Annotated in this window: 22 protein-coding genes; 12 read left to right on the plus strand and 10 right to left on the minus strand. The window is 67.8% G+C overall.

Annotation, left to right across the window (positions count from 1 at the left end; all coding sequences use genetic code 11):
• The first annotated feature begins 163 nt into the window (after positions 1-163).
• The 4 genes from ASF80_RS10775 (at position 164) to ASF80_RS10790 (ending at position 3,907) form a co-directional block, all read left to right on the plus strand.
• The gene (locus ASF80_RS10775) at positions 164-1,042 is read left to right on the plus strand and encodes a hypothetical protein (protein WP_056310629.1); all 879 of its coding nucleotides are present in this window, start codon (positions 164-166) and stop codon (positions 1,040-1,042) included.
• The gene (locus ASF80_RS10780; RefSeq protein ID WP_056310631.1) at positions 1,039-1,788 is read left to right on the plus strand and encodes a hypothetical protein; all 750 of its coding nucleotides are present in this window, start codon (positions 1,039-1,041) and stop codon (positions 1,786-1,788) included. The genes ASF80_RS10775 and ASF80_RS10780 overlap by 4 nt, the downstream gene beginning before the upstream one ends.
• Positions 1,785-2,624, plus strand: a complete 840-nt coding sequence (locus ASF80_RS10785; RefSeq protein ID WP_056310633.1) for an SDR family NAD(P)-dependent oxidoreductase — start codon at positions 1,785-1,787, stop codon at positions 2,622-2,624. The genes ASF80_RS10780 and ASF80_RS10785 overlap by 4 nt, the downstream gene beginning before the upstream one ends.
• Positions 2,625-2,905: 281 nt before the next feature.
• A complete protein-coding gene (locus ASF80_RS10790; RefSeq protein WP_056310635.1) occupies positions 2,906-3,907 on the plus strand; it encodes a magnesium and cobalt transport protein CorA in 1,002 nt (333 codons plus the stop codon).
• A gap of 11 nt (positions 3,908-3,918) precedes the next feature.
• Here the strand turns inward: ASF80_RS10790 and ASF80_RS10795 are convergent, their stop codons facing one another.
• The gene (locus tag ASF80_RS10795) at positions 3,919-4,377 is read right to left on the minus strand and encodes a cytochrome C5 (RefSeq protein WP_235559943.1); all 459 of its coding nucleotides are present in this window, start codon (positions 4,375-4,377) and stop codon (positions 3,919-3,921) included.
• A gap of 41 nt (positions 4,378-4,418) precedes the next feature.
• On the opposite strand from ASF80_RS10795, the gene ASF80_RS10800 reads away from it, so the two are divergent.
• From ASF80_RS10800 to ASF80_RS10835, 8 genes are all read left to right on the plus strand, one after another.
• Positions 4,419-5,156, plus strand: a complete 738-nt coding sequence (locus ASF80_RS10800; protein WP_056310637.1) for an SGNH/GDSL hydrolase family protein — start codon at positions 4,419-4,421, stop codon at positions 5,154-5,156.
• A gap of 120 nt (positions 5,157-5,276) precedes the next feature.
• Entirely contained in the window at positions 5,277-6,017 is a 741-nt protein-coding gene (locus ASF80_RS10805) for a peptidase E (RefSeq protein WP_056310639.1), read from the plus strand.
• Positions 6,014-7,369 carry an anaerobic C4-dicarboxylate transporter family protein gene (locus tag ASF80_RS10810; RefSeq protein WP_056310641.1) on the plus strand — a complete coding sequence of 452 codons (1,356 nt, stop codon included), beginning with the start codon at positions 6,014-6,016 and terminating at the stop codon, positions 7,367-7,369. The genes ASF80_RS10805 and ASF80_RS10810 overlap by 4 nt, the downstream gene beginning before the upstream one ends.
• Positions 7,370-7,386: 17 nt before the next feature.
• Complete coding sequence (locus ASF80_RS10815; RefSeq protein ID WP_056310643.1) at positions 7,387-8,736, plus strand: threonine/serine ThrE exporter family protein; 1,350 nt, start codon at positions 7,387-7,389, stop codon at positions 8,734-8,736.
• 223 nt (positions 8,737-8,959) lie between these two features.
• Positions 8,960-9,337: a PadR family transcriptional regulator gene (locus ASF80_RS10820; RefSeq protein WP_056310645.1), complete on the plus strand. Its 378-nt coding sequence runs from the start codon at positions 8,960-8,962 to the stop codon at positions 9,335-9,337.
• A gap of 1 nt (position 9,338) precedes the next feature.
• Positions 9,339-9,710 carry a DUF1048 domain-containing protein gene (locus ASF80_RS10825; RefSeq protein WP_056310647.1) on the plus strand — a complete coding sequence of 124 codons (372 nt, stop codon included), beginning with the start codon at positions 9,339-9,341 and terminating at the stop codon, positions 9,708-9,710.
• On the plus strand, positions 9,707-10,492 hold the full coding sequence (locus tag ASF80_RS10830) for an ABC transporter ATP-binding protein (protein ID WP_056310649.1): 786 nt from the start codon (positions 9,707-9,709) through the stop codon (positions 10,490-10,492). The genes ASF80_RS10825 and ASF80_RS10830 overlap by 4 nt, the downstream gene beginning before the upstream one ends.
• Entirely contained in the window at positions 10,489-11,256 is a 768-nt protein-coding gene (locus ASF80_RS10835) for an ABC transporter permease (protein WP_056310651.1), read from the plus strand. The genes ASF80_RS10830 and ASF80_RS10835 overlap by 4 nt, the downstream gene beginning before the upstream one ends.
• Before the next feature lie 75 nt (positions 11,257-11,331).
• Here the strand turns inward: ASF80_RS10835 and ASF80_RS10840 are convergent, their stop codons facing one another.
• The 9 genes from ASF80_RS10840 to ASF80_RS10880 all read right to left on the minus strand — a co-directional run bounded on the left by ASF80_RS10840 (position 11,332) and on the right by ASF80_RS10880 (position 23,981).
• Positions 11,332-13,356 carry a PQQ-binding-like beta-propeller repeat protein gene (locus ASF80_RS10840; RefSeq protein WP_200934770.1) on the minus strand — a complete coding sequence of 675 codons (2,025 nt, stop codon included), beginning with the start codon at positions 13,354-13,356 and terminating at the stop codon, positions 11,332-11,334.
• Positions 13,357-13,400: 44 nt separating this feature from the next.
• Positions 13,401-14,408 carry a hydroxyacid dehydrogenase gene (locus ASF80_RS10845; RefSeq protein ID WP_235559944.1) on the minus strand — a complete coding sequence of 336 codons (1,008 nt, stop codon included), beginning with the start codon at positions 14,406-14,408 and terminating at the stop codon, positions 13,401-13,403.
• Positions 14,405-15,316, minus strand: a complete 912-nt coding sequence (locus ASF80_RS10850; RefSeq protein ID WP_082488276.1) for a carbohydrate ABC transporter permease — start codon at positions 15,314-15,316, stop codon at positions 14,405-14,407. Before ASF80_RS10850 ends, ASF80_RS10845 begins: the two co-directional genes overlap by 4 nt.
• Positions 15,313-16,242, minus strand: coding sequence for a carbohydrate ABC transporter permease (locus ASF80_RS10855; RefSeq protein ID WP_056310653.1), 930 nt, complete (start codon positions 16,240-16,242; stop codon positions 15,313-15,315). The genes ASF80_RS10850 and ASF80_RS10855 overlap by 4 nt, the downstream gene beginning before the upstream one ends.
• 65 nt (positions 16,243-16,307) lie before the next feature.
• Positions 16,308-17,603 (minus strand): ABC transporter substrate-binding protein, encoded by a 1,296-nt coding sequence (locus tag ASF80_RS10860; RefSeq protein WP_056310656.1) that lies wholly within the window; start codon positions 17,601-17,603, stop codon positions 16,308-16,310.
• Between the two features lie 100 nt (positions 17,604-17,703).
• Complete coding sequence (locus ASF80_RS10865) at positions 17,704-18,795, minus strand: LacI family DNA-binding transcriptional regulator (RefSeq protein ID WP_056310658.1); 1,092 nt, start codon at positions 18,793-18,795, stop codon at positions 17,704-17,706.
• 82 nt (positions 18,796-18,877) lie between these two features.
• Positions 18,878-20,338, minus strand: coding sequence for a lipase maturation factor family protein (locus tag ASF80_RS10870; protein ID WP_056310660.1), 1,461 nt, complete (start codon positions 20,336-20,338; stop codon positions 18,878-18,880).
• Between the two features lie 151 nt (positions 20,339-20,489).
• Positions 20,490-22,772, minus strand: coding sequence for a GEVED domain-containing protein (locus ASF80_RS10875; RefSeq protein ID WP_162239129.1), 2,283 nt, complete (start codon positions 22,770-22,772; stop codon positions 20,490-20,492).
• 291 nt (positions 22,773-23,063) lie between these two features.
• On the minus strand, positions 23,064-23,981 hold the full coding sequence (locus tag ASF80_RS10880) for a glycine betaine ABC transporter substrate-binding protein (protein WP_056310664.1): 918 nt from the start codon (positions 23,979-23,981) through the stop codon (positions 23,064-23,066).
• Between the last annotated feature and the right edge of the window lie 57 nt (positions 23,982-24,038).

The following is a 24,038-nucleotide window of genomic DNA, read 5'->3' on the forward strand; positions in this document are numbered from 1 at the left end:
CGGGCTCGTCGACCCGCTTCGCCCGGTCGATCGGCTTCGGAGCCCCGGTCCGGCACGCCGAGCGGCGCATCGGATGACCGGCGCGGCGGACCCGGCATCCGAAGCTGTGCCCGGGCCCGGAAGCCGCGACGCCGTCGAGCCCGAGAAGTAGGCTGTGTGCATCATGGAACCCTTCTGGAGCTGGCTCGGCACTGTGCCCTGGTGGATCATCTTTCCCATCATGGGTGTCGCCGGCGGCGCGGCGAAGGCGTGGGAACGCAATGCGAAGCGCCGCCACGAACGGCGCCTCGAGACACTGCGGCTCAAGGCCGAGATCAAGACCGCCCAGCTCGAGGCGCGCGGAGGTCACGCGCGGCGGATCGGTCCGGCGGTCGTCGACACCCGGGCATCCGTCGCCCCGAACGCCCTGCTCGAGCGCCTGTTCGCCGAGCACGACGAGATCACCGCCCGCTGGCTCGACTACGAGCTCGACGTCGCGAAGCTCATCGCCTTCCCCGCCATGAGCGACGGGCGCCAGCCGCTGGTCGCCGCGTTCCTACGGGCGAAGAAGACGGCGGATGCTCTGCGACCACTGTCGGCCGAGGCGACCGTGACCGAGCAGCAGGTCTCGGAGTATCTCGATGCGGTGGGCGCGTACGCCGTGGCGTTCGAGATCGCCGAGAAGGATGCCCGGCGCCTGCGCGATTCGACCTTCACCGAACCGGAGCGCAAGCGCCTCGATCGCGCGCAGCAGCTGCTCAAGGTCGCCGTCGACGAATCGGCCACGCAGGCCGAGCGCAACATCGCGTACAAGCGTGTGCGCGACGAGCTCGAAGGGCTGATCCTGCTGAGCGATGAAGCCGTGCAGGTGCTTGAGAAGCAGGTCGCGCGCGAGCTCCCGGCGCAGGCGACATCCCCCGCAGTCCCCGCGGCCGCGCCCGCTCCGGAGCCTGAGAGGATCTTCCTTCCCTCCTCGACGAACTCCCCGGCGGCCACGACCGGAACGGCGGCGTCTGCACCCCTGATTCCGAGCGCAGACGACGACGGCGAGAACCCGCGATGATCACGAGATTCGAAGAGCTCGACTGGCAGGAGACGCCGATCGGCGAGCTGACGTTGCGCCGACGCACCGAGCCCGCGGTCGGGCAGGAGATCTACGAGGTCAAGCTCGGTGACGAGTATCTGATGTCGAGCCTGTTCACGGTGGCGGAAGAGGAGCTCTCGAATCTGGGCCTGGCCGCTGTCGACGGCGACGAGCTCTCGGTCCTGGTCGGTGGTCTCGGGCTCGGGTACACCGCGGTCGCGGCGCTCCGCGATGACCGCGTGGCGTCGCTCACCGTGGTCGATCGTCTCGGCGCGGTCATCGGCTGGCACCGGAAGAAGCTGCTGCCGGTCTCGGCGGAGCTGGTCGACGACCCGCGCACGACCCTGGTCGAAGACGATTTCTTCGCCCTGGTCCGGGCAGCGCCCGCTGAGGGCCGCCGCGGATACTCCGCGATCCTGCTGGATGTCGACCACTCGCCGCGTCACCAGCTCGATCCCACGCACAGTGATCTGTACACCGCGGCCGGCCTGCTCGCACTCGACCGGCACCTCGCTGCGGGCGGGGTCTTCGCACTGTGGTCGGACGATCCGCCCGACGACGAGTTCATGGTCGAGATGCACGCGGTGTTCGATGACGCGGTCGCCCACGTGGTCGACTTCGCGAACGCCGTCACCGGCGGGACGTCGTCCAACACCGTCTACGTCGCGCGCAGTCGCGGCGCCTCGGCCCCACCTGTCGGCGGTTCGCAGAAGTCGGCGTCGTGACGCAGAAGACGGTCGTCCTCACCGGCGCATCCGACGGCATCGGTGCGGCATCCGCTCGCCAGCTCGCGGCATCCGGCCACAGGCTGATCCTGGTCGGACGGTCCGTCGAGAAGACACGCGCCGTCGCCGCCGACACCGGGGCCGAGTGGTTCACGGCCGACTTCGCCCGGCTCGACGACGTGCGCGAGCTCGCGACGAAGATCGCCGGAGCCGTGGGCGACGGCGGCATCGATGTGCTCGCCAACAACGCCGGCGGCATCTTCGGAGATCAGACTCCGACCGTCGACGGCTTCGAGAAGACGCTGCAGGTCAACCACCTGGCCCCCTTCCTGCTGACGAACCTGCTCCTGCCGCAGCTGCGCACGGGCCACGCGGCGATCATCAACACGTCGAGCGTCGCGCACCGCCTGTTCGGGCGCATCGACATCGACGACCTCGACAACCGCAAGGACTTCAGCGCCAATCGGGCCTACGGCGACGCCAAGCTCGCGAATGTGCTGTTCACGAAGAGCCTGCATGCGAAGTTCCACGGCGAGGGGCTGACCTCGGTCGCGTTCCATCCCGGGACCGTGCAGACGAACTTCGCCTCGGACTCGAGCACCGTCATGCGGTTCGTCTATCGCACCCCGCTCAAGCACCTGCTGCTCATCAGCAGCGAGAAGGGCGGCAGCACGTTGAGCTGGTTCATCGAGGGCACGCCGGACGAGACCTGGATCTCGGGCGAGTACTACGACGAACGGGTGCTGACACGTCGGGTGAACCCGCGGATCGAGGATGCCGCGCTGGCCGAGGCCCTGTGGCAGAAGAGCGCCGAGCTCGTCGGCATCGACGCCTGACCGCATCCGACACGCATGGATCTCCCGTCCAGCACGCAGGAGTATGCTGGCAAACCGGGCCATGTGACCCTTTCAGAGCGCGAGAGGCGGTGATGGCGATGTCCGGTGATAGTTGCGACGCCGCCTTCGTTGCGTCGCGTCTGACTGCATCCGTGCGTTGAGCTTCGGCTCCGCACCTGCACGTCCTGCTCCGCAGCCGTCGGTGGCGTCTTCCGCCCCCTGATGAATTCTGCGCACGCCCTCTCTGACGAGGCAGTGCGCCTGCGAGAACGGAGCCAGTCATGGCCCTCATCGACAACGGCGTGTACGTCCACGGACGTCGCGTGGAGACCCCGAAGAACCTCGACGAGACCTACCGGTCGCTCGACGCCCACGGCGGCATCGCGTGGATCGGCCTCTACCGCCCGAGCCCGCAGGAGGTCACCTCCGTGGCGCGCGAGTTCGACCTGCATCCGCTTGCGGTCGAAGACGCGCTCTCGGGCCACCAGCGGTCGAAGGTCGAGCGCTACGGCGACACGCTCTTCGCCGTGCTGCGCCCTGCGCGCTACCGCGACGAGCAGGAGTCGATCGAGTTCGGCGAGCTGCACCTGTTCGTCGGACCCGACTTCGTCGTCACGATCCGGCATGCCGAGTCGCCAGACCTCGTGGGCGTCCGCCGCCGCATGGAGGCGCACCCCGAGCTGCTCGCGATGGGACCGGAAGCGGTGTTCTACGCGATCCTCGATGAGGTCGTCGACGGCTACGAGCCGATCGTCACCGGGCTGCTCAACGACATCGACGAGATCGAGGACCAGCTCTTCGGCGACAGCGACGACGACGCCCTCTCGCGCCGCATCTACGAGCTCTCTCGCGAGGTCATCAACTTCCAGCGGGCGGTGCACCCGCTCGCCGGGATGCTGGAATGGCTGCGTCGTGGATCCGAGAAGTACCGCATCGACGAGGAGCTGCAGCGGTCGCTGCGCGATGTGCTCGACCACGTCATCCGCGTGAACGAGCGGGTCGACTCGTTCCGCGCGATCCTCGAGAACGCCCTCACCGTGCACTCCGCCCTGGTCGCACGGCGGCAGACCGAGGCGGGACTGGCGCAGAACGACGAGATCAAGCGCATCTCGTCGTGGGCGGCGATCATCTTCGCCCCGACGCTCGTCGGCACCGTCTACGGCATGAACTTCGACGTCATGCCCGAGCTGCACTGGGTGCACGGGTATCCGATGGCGATCGGCGCGATGGCCGCGTTCGCGGTCGCCCTCTACGGGGTGTTCAAGTACAAGAAGTGGTTGTGAGGCGACCGGGCTCAGCGATCGCGCACCTCGATGCTCGCGACCTCGAGTTCGTCGTCGAGCTGCACGAGGATCCGGGAATCCGGGAACTGCTTCGGCGCATCGAAGGCGATCAGCACCGCGTCGGCGAACACCACGGCGGAGGTGGCTTCGAGGTCGTCGCGCAGGTCGGTCTGCTCGATCACCGGCTCGTCGTCGACCGCCTCGTCGATGTCGTCGGCGACCTCGTCGATCACCGCACGCCACCGCGACTCGGACACCGACAGGATGCGGGTGATCGCCCCGAGCAGCGCGTCGGCGTCGAGGGTCTCCTCGTCATCCTCCAGCTCGGGGTCGACGTTGACCGTGACCACCGCGCCGGCCGCGTCGATCGTCGCCCGGCCGTACACGAGACCGTTCTCCGCGACCGGATCATCGAGCAGACCGCTGTCGACGATGCGGGCGAGGAGGTCGTCGAGCAGAGGGGAAGCCATGAGACCAGTCTCCCACTGACGCCGCGGCTAGTCTTTAGGGCGTGCCGAACGCCGAATCCCCCGCATCCGCATCCGCCGCATCCGATCTCCGCCGCCTCGCCGAGCTGCTCGCAGGCGCCGAGCCGCTGAACTGGGTCATCACCGGCGACTCGATCACCCACGGACTCGTGCACACGCAGGGCGGCCGGAACTACGCCGAGCACCTGCACGAGCTGATCCGCGGCGAGCTGGGACGCACGCGCGATGCCGTCATCAACACGGCGATCAGCGGGCACCGCATCACCGACATCCTCGGCGACTGGGACCGACGCATCGCGACGTGGAATCCCGACATCGTGACCCTGATGATCGGCACCAACGACATGGCGACCGGCCCCGGCCAGATCACCGTCACGCCTGCGGAGTTCACCGCGTCGCTGCGCGAGTTCGTGACGCGTGCACGGGCGGAGGGCGCGATCGTCGTGCTGCAGACGCCGCCCTCGATCGACATCGCCAACGCGCCCGGTCGAGAGCGGATCGTGGAGTTCGCGAATGCCGTACGCGAGGTCGCCGCGTCGGAGGACGTGATCCTCGTCGACCAGCACGCGCGCTTCACCGACCTCGGCAACGGCGGCGTGCCGTGGGGCATGATGAACGATCCGTTCCACCCGAACGCCGCAGGTCACGCCGCACTCGCACTCGAACTCGCGAACGCCCTGGATATCTGCCCGCAGGCCGACCGCGACCGCACGCTTCCGCTGCTCGAGGCGCGGGTGATGGCGGCGCGCCTGAACGGCTAGCGGCCGCATCCCTCAGCGGTCGCCCTTCGCGGTCGCCCATCTCGGGTGATGCCCCTATGCAGCCGACCCCGCACGCCGGTACGGTGAGCGCATTCGCACTCGAGAGCGAGGGGGGACGCCATGTCTCATGTGGTCGCAACAGGGGCCGGCAAGGCCATGATGGAGCGTCGGAACGACCCGACGCACGACTACATCCTCGGACTCACGCGAAAGAAGCGACCCCGGGTGCTGTTTGTGGGCACCGCGACGGGCGATGACGCTGCGTACATCCTGAGCTTCTACTCGACGTACGACTCCGACCGGTGCGCACCTCATCACCTCCCCCTCTTCCACCGGTCGGTCGACGATCTCGCCGGATTCGTGAAGGGCTTCGACGTCATCCACGTCGGCGGCGGCAACACCGCGAACATGCTCGACGTGTGGAAGCGTCAGGGACTCGACGACATCATGCGCGAGATGTGGGAGGACCCCGACTCGAACGTCGTGTTCACCGGCGGCAGCGCCGGCGGCATCTGCTGGTTCGAGGGCGGCACGACCGACAGCTACGGGCCGACGCTGCAGGTGCTGCCCGAGGGACTCGGGTTCCTGCACGGCAGCTTCTGCCCCCACTACGACGCCGAGGATCAGCGGCGACCGCTGTTCCACGCATCGCTGCTCAGCGGCGAGCTCGCGACCGGATACGCGGTCGGCAACCTGCAGTCGCTGCACTTCGAGAACTCCGAGTTCGTGACAGCGATCAGCCCGGTCGAGAACCCGCTCGCGCTGCGCGTCGAAGCCATCGACGGAACCATCGTCGAGACCGAGCTCGCGACCGAGATCCTGACCCCCTCCGCACCGATCACGAAGGGGCCGTCGACGTGAACGACAACGTGTGGATCCTCGTCGCCCAGCTGATCGTCGTCATCCTCGCGATCTACATGGGCACCCGCACCAGCGGGATCGGCCTCGGCGTCTGGGGACTCGTCGGCGTCGCCGTGCTCATCTTCGTCTTCGGCGAAGCCCCGGGCAACGCCCCGGTGGATGCGGTCTTCATCGTCATCACGGTGATCACCGCGGCATCCACCATGCAAGCCGCCGGCGGCATCGACTGGATGGTGTCGGTCGCCGCCAAGGTGATCAGGCGCAAGCCGAAGTCGGTCGTGTTCCTCGCCCCGGCCATGTCGTTCCTCTTCACAGTCGGCGCCGGCACCGGAAACATCTTCTACCCGCTGCTCCCCGTGATCTACGACGTGTCGTACCAGCAGAAGATCCGTCCCGAACGGGCGCTGTCGGTCTCGGCCGTCGCGTCGCAGGTCGGCATCCTCTGCTCCCCCGTCTCGGCGGCGACCGCGTCGATGGTCGTGCTGCTGGCGCCTCAGGGGGTCGATCTCGGTGGACTGCTGCTGATCATGTGGCCCGCGTCGATCGCCGGACTCTTCGTCGCGGCGCTCGTGATGATGAAGCACGGCAAGGACCTCGAGGACGACCCCGAGTTCCAGCGCCGTCTCGAGAGCCACCAGATCCAGCCCCCGGTCGTCGACGCGCACGACACCAAGCTGCCGCGCACCGCGGTGCTGTCGGCCACGCTCTTCCTGATCGGCGTCGGCGTCATCGTGTTCTTCGGACTCTTCGAGGGGCTGCGCCCGGTGATCGGCACGGATGACGCAGGCGACCCCGTGCGCCTGAGCGTGACCGTGATCATCGAGGTGGTGATGGGCATCATCGCGGCTCTCATCTTCGTGTTCTGCAAGGTCAAGGCCGCCGACGTCCCCAAGCAGCCGACGTTCCCCGCCGGCATCGTCGGTGCGATCGCCCTGTTCGGCATCGCGTGGCTCGCCAACACGTTCGTCGCGGCGAACCAGACGCTCATCGTCGACGGACTCGGGTCGGTGGTCTCGGGATCGTCGGCTTTCCTGGGCGCGCTGCTCTTCGCCCTCGCCCTGTTCGCCGTCGCGATGCTGACGACGAGTCAATCGAGCGCGACCAACGCGATCGTCCCGATCGGCATCACGATCGGGCTCCCCGCCCCACTGCTGGTGGGGCTGTGGCCGTCGACCATGGGCATCTACACGCTGCCCGCCAACGGCAGCCAGGTCGCGACCGTCGCGTTCGACCAGACCGGCACGACGAAGATGGGCAAGTTCGTCTTCGACCACTCGTTCCAGCTGCCGAACCTCGTCTACATCGGTGTCGCGATCGTCGTCGGAGTGACCCTGTCGCTGATCTTCTCGTGACATGACGGCCTGCTGAGATGCCGGATGCTCTCGACCGTTCGGCCCTGCGCCAGTTCCTGATCGGACTCGCGCAGGGCATGAACGCGTCCGCGGAATCGGTCGACCGCATCCGCGACACCATGACCGATGTCGTCGAGGCGTACGGCGGCGACGACACCGACTTCGTCGTGCTGCCGACGATCATCCTCGTCGAGACGGGCGACGACGAGGAGTCGCGGGTGGCCATCCGCTCGGCGACCAACGCGTCGTTCCGCTTCGACCAGATCGCGGCCCTGTATGAACTGATCGCGCAGGCGCGCACCGCGTCGGTGCCGCCACTCGACGGCATCCGACGGCTGAACGAGATCGGGGCGATGCGCCCTCGCCTGGGCTGGGTCACCCGGACGTTCGGGCACGCGGTGCTCACGACCGGCCTCGCGCTGCTGCTCGCCCCGACCTGGCAGGGCGCGATCGTGGCCTTCGTGCTGGGCGCCGGCATCGGGCTGCTCAAACTCGTGCGGTCGCCGACACTCCAGCTCGTGATGCCGATCGCAGCCGCGTTCGTCTGCGCCGCCGCGGTGTTCCTGCTCGCCGAGGTCATCGAGATCGGCGATCCCATCCGGCTGCTGATCGCCCCGCTGGTCACCTTCCTTCCGGGCGGGGTGCTGACCACGGCGACCGTCGAGCTCGCAGCGGGGCAGATGATCTCGGGCGCCTCGCGCCTGGTCTACGGTTTCGTGCAGCTCGCACTGCTCGCCTTCGGCATCCTCGCGGCCGGAACCGTGGTGGGCGTCGAGTCGCGCACGTACGAGCCGCTCGAGGCGGCATCCTTCCTGCCGTGGTGGGTCGCGCTCATCGGCATCCTCGTCTTCGCTCTCGGCAACTACCTGCATTTCTCGGCGCCCGCCTCGACGTTCGGCTGGGTGCTGCTCGCCCTGATCGTCGCGTATATCGGACAGTGGGCCGGCACGGCGCTGCTCGGCCCGACCGTGGGCGGATTCGTCGGAGCGGTCGCGATGGCTCTCGTGGTCTTCTGGATCGCGTCACTGCGTCATGGGGCTCCGGTGCAGATCACCTTCCTCCCCGCGTTCTGGCTGCTCGTTCCCGGAGCCGCGGGCCTGGTCGGACTCACCGAGGCCGTCGCCACCGACAGCGGCCTCGCCGATTTCATGGAAGCCCTGCTCTCGATCATGTCGATCGCGCTCGGCGTTCTCATCGGCACAGCGCTGTACCGGGTGGTGCATCACGGGGCGGAGGAGATCGTGCAGTTCGCCGTCGCCCCGCCGGCGGTGGTCACTGAGGCGCCGCGCCGGCTCTTCGACCGGCTGCTGCCCTGGCGGCGAGCGCGGACTCGAACGCAGGCTCAGGTGCGGACTCCGCACGCCTGAGCGCCGCGTTCGGCGTGCAGGACTCAGCATGGATGCTCGGGGCTCCCGCCGATCCGGCCATTCGGCGGCCATCCGTGCCATCGGTGCTGAATCGTGCACACGGCCTCCGCGAGCCGCCGCGAGAAAGTTCAGTATTCGGTGTTGCTAAGTACCGGTACTCAGTGTTACTTTGTACCGGTACCCAGCAACACTGAGTACCGCAACCGAACGAAAGGAGGTTCTCATGGGCAAGCAGATGACCGAAATGCTCAAGGGCACCCTGGAGGGCATCGTCCTGACCCTTCTCGCCGAGCAGCCGGCCTACGGGTACGAGATCACCAGCCGCGTGCGCGATCACGGATTCACCGACATCGCCGAGGGCACGATCTATGCACTCCTCGTGCGCGTCGAGCAGAAGAAGCTCGTCGACGTCGAGAAGGTCCCGAGCGAGAAGGGGCCGCCCCGCAAGGTCTACTCGCTCAACCCCGCGGGCACGCAGGAGCTCGAGGAGTTCTGGAAGACCTGGAGCTTCCTCTCCCAGCACATCGAACGACTCAACACGCACACCACGAACACGAACACGAACACGAACACCACGAACACGAACACCAAGGAGAACTGACATGGCCGCCAAGTGGATCGAAGCGCTCACCGGATCGCTCGAGCAGAAGAAGCAGTACCGCGATGGGAAGAAGCGCATCGACGCCCTCCCCGAGCCGTACCGCACGGTCGCCAACGCCCAGCACCGCTACACGATGTACTACGGGGGCATCACCGACGGCGACATCCTCGTGCAGATCTTCCTCGATCTCGCCGACCTGTGGGAGCGCGCCGCCATCGACGGCACCCCGATCGACGACATCGTCGGCGACGACGCCGTCTCGTTCGCCGAGACCTACGCCGAGGCGTACGGCGGAACCCACTGGATCGACAAGGAACGCGCCCGCCTGAACACGGCGGTCGACGACGCGAAGAAGAAGGAGTCCCGATCATGAACGCACCCGCCATCGCCGTCCGCGGCATCGAGAAGTCCTACAAGGAACTCCACGTGCTGCGCGGCGTCGACTTCGAGGTCGAGAAGGGGTCGATCTTCGCCCTCCTCGGCTCGAACGGCGCCGGCAAGACCACGATCGTCCGCATCCTCTCCACGCTGCTGACCTCGGATGCCGGCACCGCCGCCGTGCAGGGTGTCGACGTCGCCGCCGACCCTGTCGCCGTGCGGCAGCGCATCAGCCTCACCGGCCAGTTCGCCGCGGTCGACGAGATCCTCACCGGACGTGAGAACCTCGTGCTGGTCGCGAAGCTGCGGCATCTGCCGGAGCCGGGGATCATCGCCGACGACCTGCTCACCCGCTTCCGGCTGACGGATGCCGGCGCCCGCAAGGTCGGCACGTACTCGGGAGGCATGCGCCGCCGACTCGACATCGCCATGAGCCTCGTCGGGCACCCCGAGGTCATCTACCTCGACGAGCCGACCACGGGCCTCGACCCCGAAGCCCGCATCGAGGTGTGGAACGTGGTCAAGGAACTCGCGAACACCGGTACGACCGTGCTGCTCACCACGCAGTACCTCGATGAGGCCGAGCAGCTCGCCGACCGCATCGCGATCCTCCACGAGGGGCGGATCATCGCGAACGGAACGCTCGCAGAGCTCAAGCGCCTGCTGCCGGCCGCCAAGGTCGAGTACGTCGAGAAGCAGCCCACCCTCGAGGAGATCTTCCTCACCCTCGTCGGCACCACGTCGACCTCAGAACCCGGAAAGGAGAACGCAGCATGAGCACGCACATCGTCGCCGACACGGCGACACTCACCGGCCGCTCGATGCGGCACATCTTCCGCAGCACCGACACCATCATCACCACGGCGGTCACCCCGATCGCACTGATGCTGCTGTTCGTGTTCGTCTTCGGAGGGGCGCTCAAGCAGAGCATCGGCTCCGAGAACTACGTCAACTACCTGCTCCCCGGCATCCTGCTGATCGCGGTGGCATCCGGCATCGCCTACACGGCGTACCGCCTGTTCAACGATCTGCAGAGCGGCATCTTCGAGCGTTTCCACTCCATGCCGATCGCCCGATCGAGCGTGCTGTGGGCACACGTGCTCACATCGCTCGTCGCGAACGGCATCACCCTGGCGATCATCTTCGCCGTCGGGTTCCTGCTGGGGTTCCGCACCGGAGCAGGTCCTCTCGCGTGGCTCGCCGTCATCGGCATCCTGCTGCTGTTCACCCTGGCCCTCACCTGGCTGGCGATCATCGCAGGCCTGAGCGCCAAGACGATCGACGGGGCGACCGCGTTCTCGTATCCGCTGATCTTCCTGCCGTTCATCAGCTCGGCGTTCGTGCCGACCGACACGATGCCCGGACCCGTGCAGTGGTTCGCCGAGAACCAGCCGGTCACCTCGATCGTGAACACCATCCAGGCGCTGTTCGCCGAGAAGCCCGTCGGCACCGACATCTGGGTCGCTCTCGCCTGGTGCGTCGGCATCCTGATCGTCGGCTACGTCTTCGCGATCATCGCCTACCGCAAGAAGGTCAGTTGAACGTCTGCAGTGAGACGGAACGCTCCGTCCGGGCCCCGCGCCCGGCCGGGGCGTTTCGCCGCGCTCGGCGCGACGTCAGCGTCGTGGCCGATCATCGACCTTGACCAGCGTCCGCCCGCGGAGGGTGAACACCGCCCCATCCTCGTCGACATTGAGGTGAGGCCCGCTGTACCAGCCGCCGTTGATCCCCGGGACGACCGTCGTCACCTCGAAGGTGCGAGGGTGGATGCGGAACAGGTTCGTGTCGGAGACCCCGTAGATCACCCCTCTGGCCGCCTTCATCGCGGCGAATCCGGGAACGAGGGCAGAAAGGTCTCCCGTGTGCGCGATCGCGCGGCGCGGGCGATCGATCACCACCAGCGCGCCCTTGATCGTGAGGGCGAACAGGTACCGTCCGTGCGCGGCGAGGGCGGCGATGCCGTTCGGCGTGCCCGTCTCGACCCGCCAGAGCTCTCGTTGCGCCACCGGATCCCACGCGACGACGGTGCCCCGAGGCCCGGTCTTCTGCGCGTTGTCGCCGCCGAGATACGCGACACCGTCGACCGCGACCACGGCACGCACCAGCTGCACATCGTCGATCGGGTTGATCGCATGGGTGCTCGCGCCCGTCCGAGGGTCAAAGGTCCACAGCGAGCCACCACCCTCGGTGTCGGCCTGGGCCGCCACGAGCAGCATGCGATTGCAGTCGTCCCAGTGGGTGTCGAGCGGCCGATTCTGCGCCGAGGGGAAGGATGCCACGCGACGGATCGGCTCTCCCGAGCGCGGGTCGTATGCCCAGATCCCCTGCGAGTTGTACTGACCGGTGTACAGCACGCCGCCGATCACCTCGGCATCCTTCGCCTCCCCGGGCGCGCGGAGGTTGACGGCACCGCCGCGGCGCAGATCGTGGCGGGCGATTCCCCCGTTGCCACCGACATAGGCGAAGCCCGCACCGACCGCGATACCCATGCAGGTCTGCGCGCTCACGGGCGCCCCGGCCTTGCCGAGGTCGTACTCGCCTCGCACCGCACCGGCGGCGTCCAGCGCAGCGACGAAGCCATAGCCCGACACCACGACCAGTCCGTCATCCTGGGCGTCGACGCCCCAGATCTCACCGAGGTCGATCGTCACGGCAAGCTGCTCGACGGCATCATCGCCCGGCGTCCAGCGCACCACACCGGCGTCGTTCGCGCAGAAGACGTCGCCACCCAGGACGGCGAAGTTCTTGGCCGTGGTGCCGATCGACGTCACCGCGCGGTACGACCCGTGATCGGCGAGCGAGATCTCGGCGAGCTTCGACGGCTCGGTCGACCCCGCGGAAGACACGAGAAGCCGGTCCCCGGCGACAGTGAGCTCACGGATGCTGGGGTCGTTCACCATCTCGACGGGAGTGATGTCCGAGAACGACCCCGATGCACGATCGAAAGCATAGAGCGCCGCCCTGCTCGTGCCCGCTCCACCCCCGAGCGTGCTCCCGGCACCGAAGAACACCGCCTGATCGGTCGCGGCCACGGCCCGAGCGAGGGTCGCCTTCGCGTCTGGCACGCCGAGACTCGTGATCGCCCCGGACGCAGGGTCGTACTGCCACAGCGCGGGGGCGCCCGTGCCACCGCCTCCGACCGCGAACACCGTGCCGTCGGGCGAGACGGCGAGGTCGCGCACGTCGCGGTCCCCGATGCGTCCGATCGCCACCGCGGGTGAGGTGAGGTCGCTCAGATCCCAGCGATACAGGTTGTTCGTACTCGCAGCCTTCTGCAGGATGCCGGCGTAGAGCACCTTGCGCACGGGATCCACCGCGAGCGCCTGGATGCTGTGGCCGGTCGCGAGCGTCGTGGAGTGCGTGACAGTGGCCGATGCCACATCGAAGGCGAGGATGCCGGTCGGCTCGAGGTTGCGGGATCCGATGTAGCAGACGCCGTCGAGCAGCACCCCGCTCATGAGCGAGTACTGCATGATGCCGGGCCCGATCTCGGTGATCGTGGAGCCGGTGCGACCCGCCGGGAAGAGCGACGGTGCGGCGCTCGCCGACTGCCCGGACCCGACTCCCGCCGCAGCCGCGAGCAGGCCACCGGCCCCTGCGAGGAGGACGGTTCGTCTGGTCATCTTCAGTGGTTCGGGCATGAGGGCTCCTTGCTTCGTCGTCGAATGATGGGGAGGACGTCAGGTCAGGCGGTGATGGCGAGCAGCTCGGGCTCGACCTCGTGCGCGAGCGGCTCGCCCCGCGAGATCCGGTGCAGCTCGTCGAGCATGACTCCCGACAGCCGCTCGAGTTCGACCCCGTACGACCCCGCGATGTGCGGGGTGAGCAGCGCATGCTCGGACGTGTAGAGCGGGTGGTCCGGCTCGAGGATCCACGGCACGGTCACGTCGAGGATCGCGAACAGCTCACCCGCGAGCACCCTGCGCGTCAGAGCATCCTGATCGACGATCTCTCCGCGCGCGGTGTTCACGAGGGTCGCGCCACGCGGCATGGAGGCGATGCCGGCGGCATCCACCAGATCGATCGTCGAGGGCAGCGACGGTGCATGCACCGAGACGACGCGGCTCGTGCGCAGCAGCTCGTCGAGGGCGACCGGGGTGACTCCGAGCTCCGCGGCATCGGCCTCGGTCAGATACGGGTCGTAGACCACGACCTCGAACGCATAGGCCCTGAGCATCCCGATGACGATGCGGCCGATCTTCGACGCACCGATGATCCCGACGCGCTGACCATAGTTGCCGAGCCCGGGGAACGATGCCTCGATGTCGAATTCGTCCTGCACCTGGCGGTAGTGGCGGGCGATCGGGAGCACCTGCTTGCCCGCCAGCACGATCATCGCGACGGCGAACTCGGCGACGGGCACGGCGTTGGCACCGGCGGCCGAGCTCACCCGCACCCCGCGCTCGAGAACTGCGGGGTCGAGGTAGGGCTTCACGGTTCCCGCCGCGTGCAGCACCGCTTCGAGTCGAGGTGCCGCGTCGAGCGCGGCGGTGTCGATGCGCGGTGCACCCCAGCCCGTCACGAGCACCTCGACCCGAGCGAGGACCGAACGGGCATGGTCGGAGGTGTACTCGGTCAGGATGCCGGCGATGTCGGCCGCAGCGGCGTACTCGCGCATGACCCTCTCGGGGAACACGCGACCCCTCACGGAGTCGGACATGGCGAAGGCGATGACCGGGCGCCGCACGCTCACTTGACGCTTCCCGCCGACAGGCCCGATCGCCAGAACCGCTGCAGCATCACGAACGCGAGGATCAGGGGGAGCACCGAGACGAACGATCCGGCGATCACGAGCGTCGAGAACTCGGGGTTCTGCTGCACCTGGCTCTGCCACAGCGCGATGCCGACGCTGGAGGGGAACAGATCGCGGTTCTGCAGCATGATCAGCGGGAGCATGAAGTTGTTCCAGATGCCCACGAACTGGAAGAGGGCGATCGTGACGAATCCGGGGACGAGCATCGGCATCCCGACCTGCAGGAAGCTGCGGATGGGACCGGCGCCGTCGACCCTCGCGGCCTCGAGGGTCTCGGCCGGCAGATAGCCCGACGAGAACACCCGCGCGAGGTAGACGCTGAAGGGGTTGCAGAGCGTCGGGATGAGCACCGCCCAGATCGTGTTGGTGAGTCCGATCGAGGCCGCGAGCAGGTAGAGCGGGATCACGGTGGCGGTGTTCGGGATCAGGACTCCCACGAGCACCGAGGCGTACAGCCCCCGCTTGCCGCGGAACTCGAACTTGTCGAACGCGTACCCGGCCATGAGCGAGACGAATCCGCCGACGACGGCTCCGATCCCCGCGTAGAGGATGCTGTTCCCGAGCCAGCGGAGGAAGATCCCGTCGTCCTGCGCGAGCAGGCGCTGCAGGTTGACGATCAGGTCGGTGCCGAAGGCGAACGCGTTGCCCGAATAGAGGTCGCCGGCATCCTTTGTCGCCGCGAACACCAGCCAGAGCAGCGGCAGCACCATGTAGGCGGAACCGAGCACCAGCAGTCCGTTGACTCCGACCTTCGCGGCCGTGCGGCGGGAGGGTCGTGGCGAGCGCGAGCGCACCGGCTTCACGGGGGTGGACGTCTGGGACGTCGGGCGATCGATCACGGCGGTCATCGCGTCGGCTCCTTCGAGGTGAATCGGGTGACGACCCACGACAGCAGGCCGGCGAGCAGGGCGAGGATGATCGAGGCGGCGGCCGCCTGCGGGAGGTCGTTGCGGTTGAACGCCGCGTCGTAGGCCCACATGTTCGGCACCCAGGTGCTGGTCACCGCCGTCGTCGCAGAGGACAGGATCTTCGGCTCGGTGAACAGCTGCAGCGAGCCGATCACGGTGAAGAGCAGCGCGACGCCGAGGGCCGGCCAGACGAGGGGCGTCTTGATCGACAGTGCGGTGCGGATCTCGCCCGCGCCGTCGACCTTCGCCGCTTCGAGGATCTCGCGGGGCACCGCCTGCAGCGCCGTGAAGAGGATGATGACGTTGTATCCGGCCCACTCCCACACTGCGATGTTGACCATCGAGGGGAGCACGAGCTGCACCGAGAGGAAGTCGATCCCGATGCCGCCTGATTCGAGAGCCTTGACGATCGGGCTGACTCCCGGCGTGTAGAGATAGGCCCAGATCAGCGCGGCGATCACACCCGGAACAGCGTGCGGCAGGAACAGCAGCAGCTGGAACGCGCGCTTGGCGTAGGCGACCGCCGAGTCGAGCAGCAGCGCGAGCACGAGCGCGAACGCCAGCAGAGTCGGCACGTAGAGCAGGCAGTAGATCGCCAGCCGCCCGAAGCCGTCGGTGAAGGTGGTGTCGCTCAGCACCTCGAGGTAGTTGCCGAGTCCGACGAACTCGACCGTCGCCCCGCCGAATCCGAGTCCGCTGCGTCGCTCGGCGAAGAGGCTCATTCCGATCGCGTAGATCACCGGGGCGATCATCGTGAGAGCGAACAGCACGAAGAAGGGGATCAGGAACACGGATGCGGTGCGTCCGCCCGTTCCCGGAATCGTCTTCCTGCGGGTGCGCCTCGTGGCGGGTGCCTGAGTCGTCATGGTCTGTGTCCTTCGATCCGGACCGTCGGGCGGTGCGTCTTCGCGCCCGCCCGACGGTGCATCGGCTATTCCTTGATGTCGAGGCCGAGCTTCTCGAGCCCGCTGACCGTGGCCTTCTGGGTCGAGCTCAGCGCATCGCTCAGCGTCGGCGAGGCCGTGACGGAGTCTTTGAGCGCCGTCGCGGTGAGGTCGTACTTCGGTCCCCAGGCCCACGGGCCGAGGTCAGCGGACGCCTCGTCGAAGACCTCGTAGATGTCGTTCGCGTAGTAGTCGGTCGGCGCGACGGACGCGGCGACGTCATTGAGTCCGGGATACGCCAGGTACGCGGTGCCCACGGCGCCTCGCGCCTCGATCGCCTCGGGAGACGTGACGAGCCACTCGAGGAAGACCGCTGCCGCTGCCGCGTTGTCGGAGTTCTCGGGGATCGCGAAACTCGTGCCGCCGCTCAGCGCTCCGCTGGGCTCGCCATCCCACGACGGCGGGGCGGCGGCGATCCACTTGCCTGCCTGGCCCGACGCCTCGGTGCGGGTCTTCAGCGCAGATGCGCTCCATGATCCGCCGACCCACGCGTTGACCACTCCGCTGTTCAGATCGGCGGTCCATTCGTCGCTGAAGCCGAGCTGCTTCTTGACCAGGTCCTCGTCGATCAGACGCTGCCAGTAGTCGGCGACCTCCTGCGACTCCTCGTCATCGACGGCGACCTTCCAGCTGTCGTCCTCGACGCTGAACCACTCGGCTCCCGCCTGCCACGACATCGGTGCGAGCTGCGGCTCGTTCGTGAAGAAGCTCGTGAGGTAGGCGTCGGGGTTGACGGCCTTGACGGCGCGGGCCGCCTCTTCGAATTCGTCCCACGTCGTGGGCACGTCGACACCCGCGGCCTCGAGCACGTCCTGTCGGTACCAGATGACCATCGGCGGGGCGTCGTACGGCAGGGCGTAGGCCGCGTCGCCGAACGACACGAGGTTGCGCACCTGCTCGTCGTACTCGCCCAGCACGTCACCCGACACCAGTTCGTCGACGGGTGCGAGCTGCTCCGCCGCCACGAATCCGGGAAGCCGGTCGTACTCGATTCCGACGACGTCGGGTCCGCTGCCGGATTCGATGGCTGCGGAGAGCTTCGTGTATCCGCCGTTCGCCCCGTTCGGGATCTCCTCGAAGGTGACCGTGATGTCGTCCTGGCTCGCGTTGAAGGCGGCGGCGACGTCGGACATGCCGCTCAGGAACGACCAGAAGGTGACCTCACCCTTCGGGGTCTCTGTCGTCACCGGCTCGGCTGCCGGACCGCCGGCAGCGCATCCCGCGACGAGGACGGAAGTGGCGGCCAGAGCCACCACAGAGAGGGAAGTTCGATGCAGGGACATCGCGGGTTCTCCTTTGAATCGTTGACCGTGCGAGTTCGATCATTCGTCACGCGGCACGATTCACCAACCGAAGAGGCCGATTTACAACAAAACCTAACAATCAGGACATGCGGACCGTCGACTCACGCACCACCAGCGCGGGCAGCAGAGCCATCCGCACGGACGTGTGGGCCGCGCCAGACGGCTGCTTCAGCCGGTCCACGCAGAGGCGGAGAGCCGCATGACCGAGCTCATGCTTCGGTGGCGCTACCGCGGTGAGGGGAACCGTCGCGAAACCGGCGACCTCGTCGTCATACGCCACGACCGCGAAGTCGTGCGGCACCCGCAGCCCCCTCTCGAGCACGAGATCGAGGAACGCCATCGCGTCGGCATCGCCGAGCAGGATCGCGGCCGTGATCCCCTCCGCGAGGCAGTCGTCGAGGAGCGCGCCCAGTTCGACGATGTTCGCGTTGTCGCCGATCTGCGGATGCGAGAGATCTCGCCGCAGTGCCCGCGCTGCGCCCGGATCGAGGGCGCCCATCGCGCGTCGGAACCCGGCGTCGAGTCCCGCCACCGTCGCTGCGGGGCGCGCAGCGAGCGCGATTCCGAGATGCCCCTGCTCGGCGAGATGGCGCACTGCGACCTCGGCGCCATGCGCATGGTCGGTGCGGACCCACTCGAGCTTTCCGGCGAGCGGGTCGTCGACCGACCTCTCGACCATCACCACGGGAAGGGCCACCTCCGACAGCATCCGCTGCAGAGGGGAGTCCCGGGCGAGGGTGGCCTGGGGCGTGATCATCAGAGCATCCACCCCGCTCGCGATCAGTCGCTCGGCTTGACGCAGCTCCTCCTGCTCGGAGTAGTTCGATGCGCCGACCACGAGGCGGCAGTTCGACTCGTGAGCCGCCTGGCTCGCGCCGCGGATCACTTCGGGGAAGTAGTACCGAGTGGTCGGGACGATCATTCCGATCGTCGCCACCGGCCTCGGCCGGATGGCACCCTGCTCGGCGTCCCGGGACTGCTGCTGCGCCACCGCGGGAGAGATCGCCCCGCCATGCACCTTGACGAGCAGCCCGCGCTCCTCGAGGGTGACGAGGTCACGCCACAGAGTCATGGTCGTCACGCCGAGGCGTGCGGCGAGGGCCGTGCTCGACAGCGAGCCACGCATCTCGAGTTCGCGCAGGATCGCATCGTGACGCGCTGCGGCGGGCATCGTTCCTCCGTCGGGGATCCTCGAATCCAACAGAATCCAACATAGCCGGGGTCGGGCTGGGGATCGGGGCGAGACCGATCGCTTACCGCAGCCCGAGCGGACCGAGCACGATGCGCTGGCGCGTGCGCACCCAGATCACACCGTCTTCTCGCCGCTCGGCACGGGTGGCGAACCGATAGCGATACGACACGGCCCGCACCCACCGAGGCGGTTCACCGTCGAACGGGTCTCTGCGCAACAGGGCGAGCGTCGGAGCATCTGCCTCGAGCAATCGCAGCAGGAAGACCGTGAACCAGTCGTCGAGGGAGCGCCCGAGCGGCAGGAACCACATCAGCCAGTCGAGGCGCAGGTGGTACGGCGCGAATTGGCGCGGGATGCGGCGCACATCGCCCGGCTTGCCCGTGAACTCGTACTCCTGCCAGAGCAGGCCGTCGTCATCCACCGACCCCTCGACCACGATCTCGACCCGCTCCTTCGTGACAGTGCCGAAGGCGCCATACGCGTTGGCGAGCTGCCAGCGGTTGAAGCTCGCGTTCATCGCCTGGCGCCGCGCGAAGAGGTTGCGCAGCGCCGGCCAGCTCACCACGAGGTACAGCAGCGCCACCGCCGCGGTGATCACGAACCAGTACAGCGGGATGCCGGGCCACGGCACCTCGCCGGCTGTCACGCTCCCGATGCCCGGCAGCCCGATCGCCGAGAACGCGATCACGATCGTCACCCAGTTCAACCACGCGAAGTTGCCCGTCGCGACGAGCCACACCTGCGTCGCAATCATGATCGCCGCAGCCACGACCCCGACGATCTGCGGCACCGGCCCCGGCACCCACGCCGACAGGAGCGGCGCGAACACGAAGAACGGCACCACGAGCTGCGCGAAATGATTGCCGATGACCTCGCCCCGATGCACCCAGCGCGGCAGCAGGTGGGCCTGCCTGCTGAGCGGCCCGGGCATCGGCTGCGTCTCGTGGTGATAGGTGAGGGCCGTGAGGTCGCGCCACTCCTGTCCGCCACGGATCTTGATCATCCCGGCGCCGAACTCCACGCGGAACAGCAGCCACCAGAACAGCACGATCACGATGGTCGGCGGCGGTTGGTCGTTCGAGCCGAGGAAGGCGGCGAGGAACCCCGCCTCGAGCAGCAGCATCTCCCACCCGAACGAATAGAACGTCTGCCCGATGCTGACGATGGACATGTACCCGAGCCACAGTGCCAGGAAGCACAGCATCGGCACCCACGGCGGCCCCCACTGCGGGATGCCGAGGACGAGCACGGCCGAGAGCGCGATCCCCGCCCCACACAACAGCACGAGTCGTCTGTCCGAATACCGGATGCGGAGGAACAGGGTCGGATGCAGCATCCGCCGTCGTTCCTTCTTCTCGGCGATCCACTCGAGCAGCACCGGAGCAGGCAGCAGCCCGCGCTCGCCGAGGAGCGGGCGGAACTGATTCAGCGTCGAGAGGAACGCGACGAGATACAGCGCCGCGACGCCCCGCTGCAGGACCTCGCGGGCGAACCCGAAGTCGACCGCCGCGAACCCGTCCACGGCGACAGGCTACGCCCGGGTCGGGTCACTCGCGGAGGGGGTTGCGCCCGGCGACGCTGCGCCCCGGGAGGAGAACCACCGCACGGGAGGAGGAATCCCGACGGACCCTCCTTCCCAGGCGCAGTTCTCTTCCCGGGGCGACAGGTCAGAGTCATCCGCCCTGTGCAGCGACGCGTTTCTCGGCGAGACGACCGCGCCGCACACGACGCGCCTCGAGCAGCAAGGCACCCATGAGGGCGAGACCGATCAGCACGCTTCCGGCGAGCGTGAAGCCGAGCGAGCCCGGGCCTCCCGCGGCCGGCAGCACGAAGGCGGGCACGTCGCGGACCGAGATCGTGTTCGCTGCCACGGTGACCTGCGGACTCGACTGCCCCGCCGCGATCGACAGCACGCCGGTCGACGACACCACGACCTTGACGGGCTCGGCGAGCAGCGCGAACCCTTCGGGCGCCTTGGTCTCCTCGAGCCAGTAGGTGCCCGGGCGCACGCCGGCCGCGGTGAAGGTGCCGATCTCGGCCCCCGCGACCAGCCCCGGCACGACCGCGACCCCCGGAGCACCCGCGACATCGGTGAGCAGTCGGAACCCCGATCCGTCCATGCGCACCCAGTCGCCGTTCGTGTCCTCTCCGATCTTCTCGATCAGGATCGAGACCAGGATCTCGCGGGTGGTCGCATTCGCCGGATCGGTGTCGGTGATCCGCGCTCCGCCGGATGCCGGTTGCCCCGATGCGGTCGCGGTGTTCGTGTGCAGCGTGCTGCCCGTCGTCGGCGCGGCGCGGGTTGCAGTGAAGACGGCCACCTCGCCCGGGTCGAGCGTGCCGTCCCAGATCCCGACCGGGACGATCCCTGCCGCCGCGATGACGTTGTCGGTGAGCTGCACGGCGGTCAGCGGCACATTGCCGGTGTTCGTCACCCGGAACTCGAATGAGAGCGTCGACCCCGCGTCGACGAGGACCCCGGGGGCGGTGTTCGCGTCGTTCCCGTTCACGAGCTTGACGACCTCGATCCCGGGCGTCGCCGCAGCGACGGTCAGGATGTAGTCCTCGGCCTCTCCGGACTGCGCGATCCCGCGAGGATCCACCACTTCCGATGCTGTGAACGCCGTCCGCAGTCGCAGGTACGTGTCGCCGACCACCGCGGCCCCCGGCACCGTCCAGGTCAGGTTCACCGACGTCGCTCCTGCGATGAACACCGCCTGCACCCGCTCGGTGGCATCGAAGATCCCGTTCCTGTTGACATCGATCCATCCGGCGACCGTCCCCGGCAGCGTCGTGCCCGTCAGCGGAATCGTGAGCGAGTACGGCATACCTCTGATCGCGCTCGGGGCGCGCACGCCGTCGCCGATCGCGTCATCGGTGTCGAGCGACGCGGTGGCGCTGGACTTCGGTGACAGTGTGGGCTTCGCCGTGGCGTCGGCATCCGATGTGATGCCCGCTCCGAGATGCAGCGGGCCCTGCACGTGCACCGCGGCCTGAGCCGCGTCGTAGCTGCTGGGCGCATCGCCCATGTCCTCATGCAGGCGGATCGACAGGCGGAAGAGGTCGGCGAGACGCGTGCCCAGGTCGGCCGTGTTGTATCCGCTGGCCCAGCCGTCGGCGACCGGGGCCCGTTGGATGTGCGTGCCGATGCTGAACGTCACCGCCTGGAAGGTGCCCTTCAGGGCCACGGATCCGCACCCTGCGAGCGAGGTGCTCGTCATCGTGCGCCCACCGAGCTCGGCAGCATCCGGCAGGATCGTGTCGCATCGGGAGCTGCTCGACTTCACCGCGGTGGTGAGGCTCGTGGCCGTCATGCTGAAGTTCTGCGCGCCCGCGATCGGCGAGAAGGTCACCCCGGGGGTGGTGATGTCGAGCTGGATGTCGATCCACCCGGCGGCGGTCTTGTCGCCGTCCGCGTTCGTTCCGACGGTGAGGCCGTTGCCGCTGATGATGTTGCAGTAGGTCTCCGATGTGTTGCGCACCTCTGCGCACTGCGCGTAGCCGCCGAGCCCCGAGATGTCGAGGATGGGGTCGGTGACCGCGCGGTTGAAGGTGACGGTGAGCGTTCCGTTGCCGGGGCAGAACCCCGTGAAGTTCAGGGTGCCGCACATGCCCGCATAGGCCTCGAGCCCCACCGTGGGCGTCGTCGCAGGGTCGAGCCCCGGCGCGAACATGGCAGAGGTCGCGCCGTACGCCGAGTGCGGAGTGGTCGCGAGGAACTGCACGCCTGCCGACCCGTACTGCGTGGTCGCCTGCGTGAGCGACAGCGTCGCCGTGACGCCACCCCGATAGTTCATGGTCGAGGTCGTCGCGGTGCGGGTGACGCTCACCGCATCCTCGACCGCTTCGGCCGGCTCCTGCGTGGTCGGGAGCCCTCCGGCCAGGAGGATCACGCCGATCAGCGCCACCCCCACCAGGGTGCGAAAGCGACGTCTCCGCGGTGCTGCTGCTGTCATCAGGTCCTCCATCGACGGGACACAGCCGCGCGGAGTTCCAGGACCCGATCGTGGACCGGAGGGCGCATCGTTCAGCCCCGGCGAAGCATGTGTGAGAGAGCGGTCGAAGATTCGACCCACACACAGGACAGTGGCGCTGCCCGTTCGTGACGACGTGCCGGATGCGCTGTTTCAGTACATCGGTACATCAATGGGTGGGCACCGGACACAGCGATGGGCGGAGGATCCGCATCGGATCCTCCGCCCATCGGAGTGACGTCCGCCCCACACTGTGGAGCGAGCAGAGTCAGGTCAGCTGACGACCCAGTCGAACTCGTCGCCGTGCTCCTCGAGCCACGCGTCGATGGCATCCGCTTCCTTGCCCTCGCCGTACTCGTTCACGACCAGGTCCTCGAGCGAGCCGTACTGCTCGTCGTCGAGCTTGATCTTCTCGATCAGCTCCGCAGCCTCGGGGAACTCCTCGGCGAAGCCCTTCGTGCCCAGGAAGTGCAGAGCCTCGGACTCGCCCATGGCGCCCTTGGGGTCTTCGAGGTCCTTCAGCGGGAAGGCGTCGTTGGCCCAGAACGGACGCCACAGCGTCACGACGATGTCCTCCTGCTTGTCGGTCGCGGACTTCAGCTCGGTGAGCATCGCCGCCGTCGACGAGGTGACGAGCTCGTACTCGCTGTCGAGACCGTACTCCGGCATCATCTTCTGGGTCTGCGCGGTGAGGCCGGCACCCGGCTCGATGCCGAAGATCTTGCCGTCGAACTCGGCGCCCTTGCCCGCGAGGTCCTCGATCGAGTTCAGCTCGGAGTACTCCGGAACCGCGATGGTCAGCTTCGCGTTGTCGTAGTACGCGCCGAGGTCTTCGATGTCGTCGCCGTAGGTGTTCATGTACTCGGCGTGCGTCAGCTCGGGCCAGGCAGACGGGTAGATGTCGACGTCCCCCTGGGCGAGGCCGGTGTACAGCGGGCCCGCCTCGGTCAGCGTCTTCATCTCGACGGTGTAGCCGATCTTCTCGAGCTGGTCCTGCAGCAGGTATGCCGTGCTGAGTCCGTCGGTCCACGAGGGCAGGAAGCCCAGCGTGATCGTGCCCTTGTCGCCCGATCCGGTGTCTTCACCGCCGGTGCCGCCACCGGTGCCGCCCATGCCGTCGCCGCTGCATCCGGCGAGGGTCAAGGTCGCTGCGGCTCCGATGGCCGCGATCGTCAGGAACTTCTTCTTCATGTGTGTGTCTCTCTCGTTCCGTATATATGGGTGCTGTGTTGCTGTGATGCGTTGTAC

This window comes from Microbacterium sp. Leaf159 (assembly GCF_001423615.1).
Classification (GTDB): Bacteria; Actinomycetota; Actinomycetes; order Actinomycetales; family Microbacteriaceae; genus Microbacterium.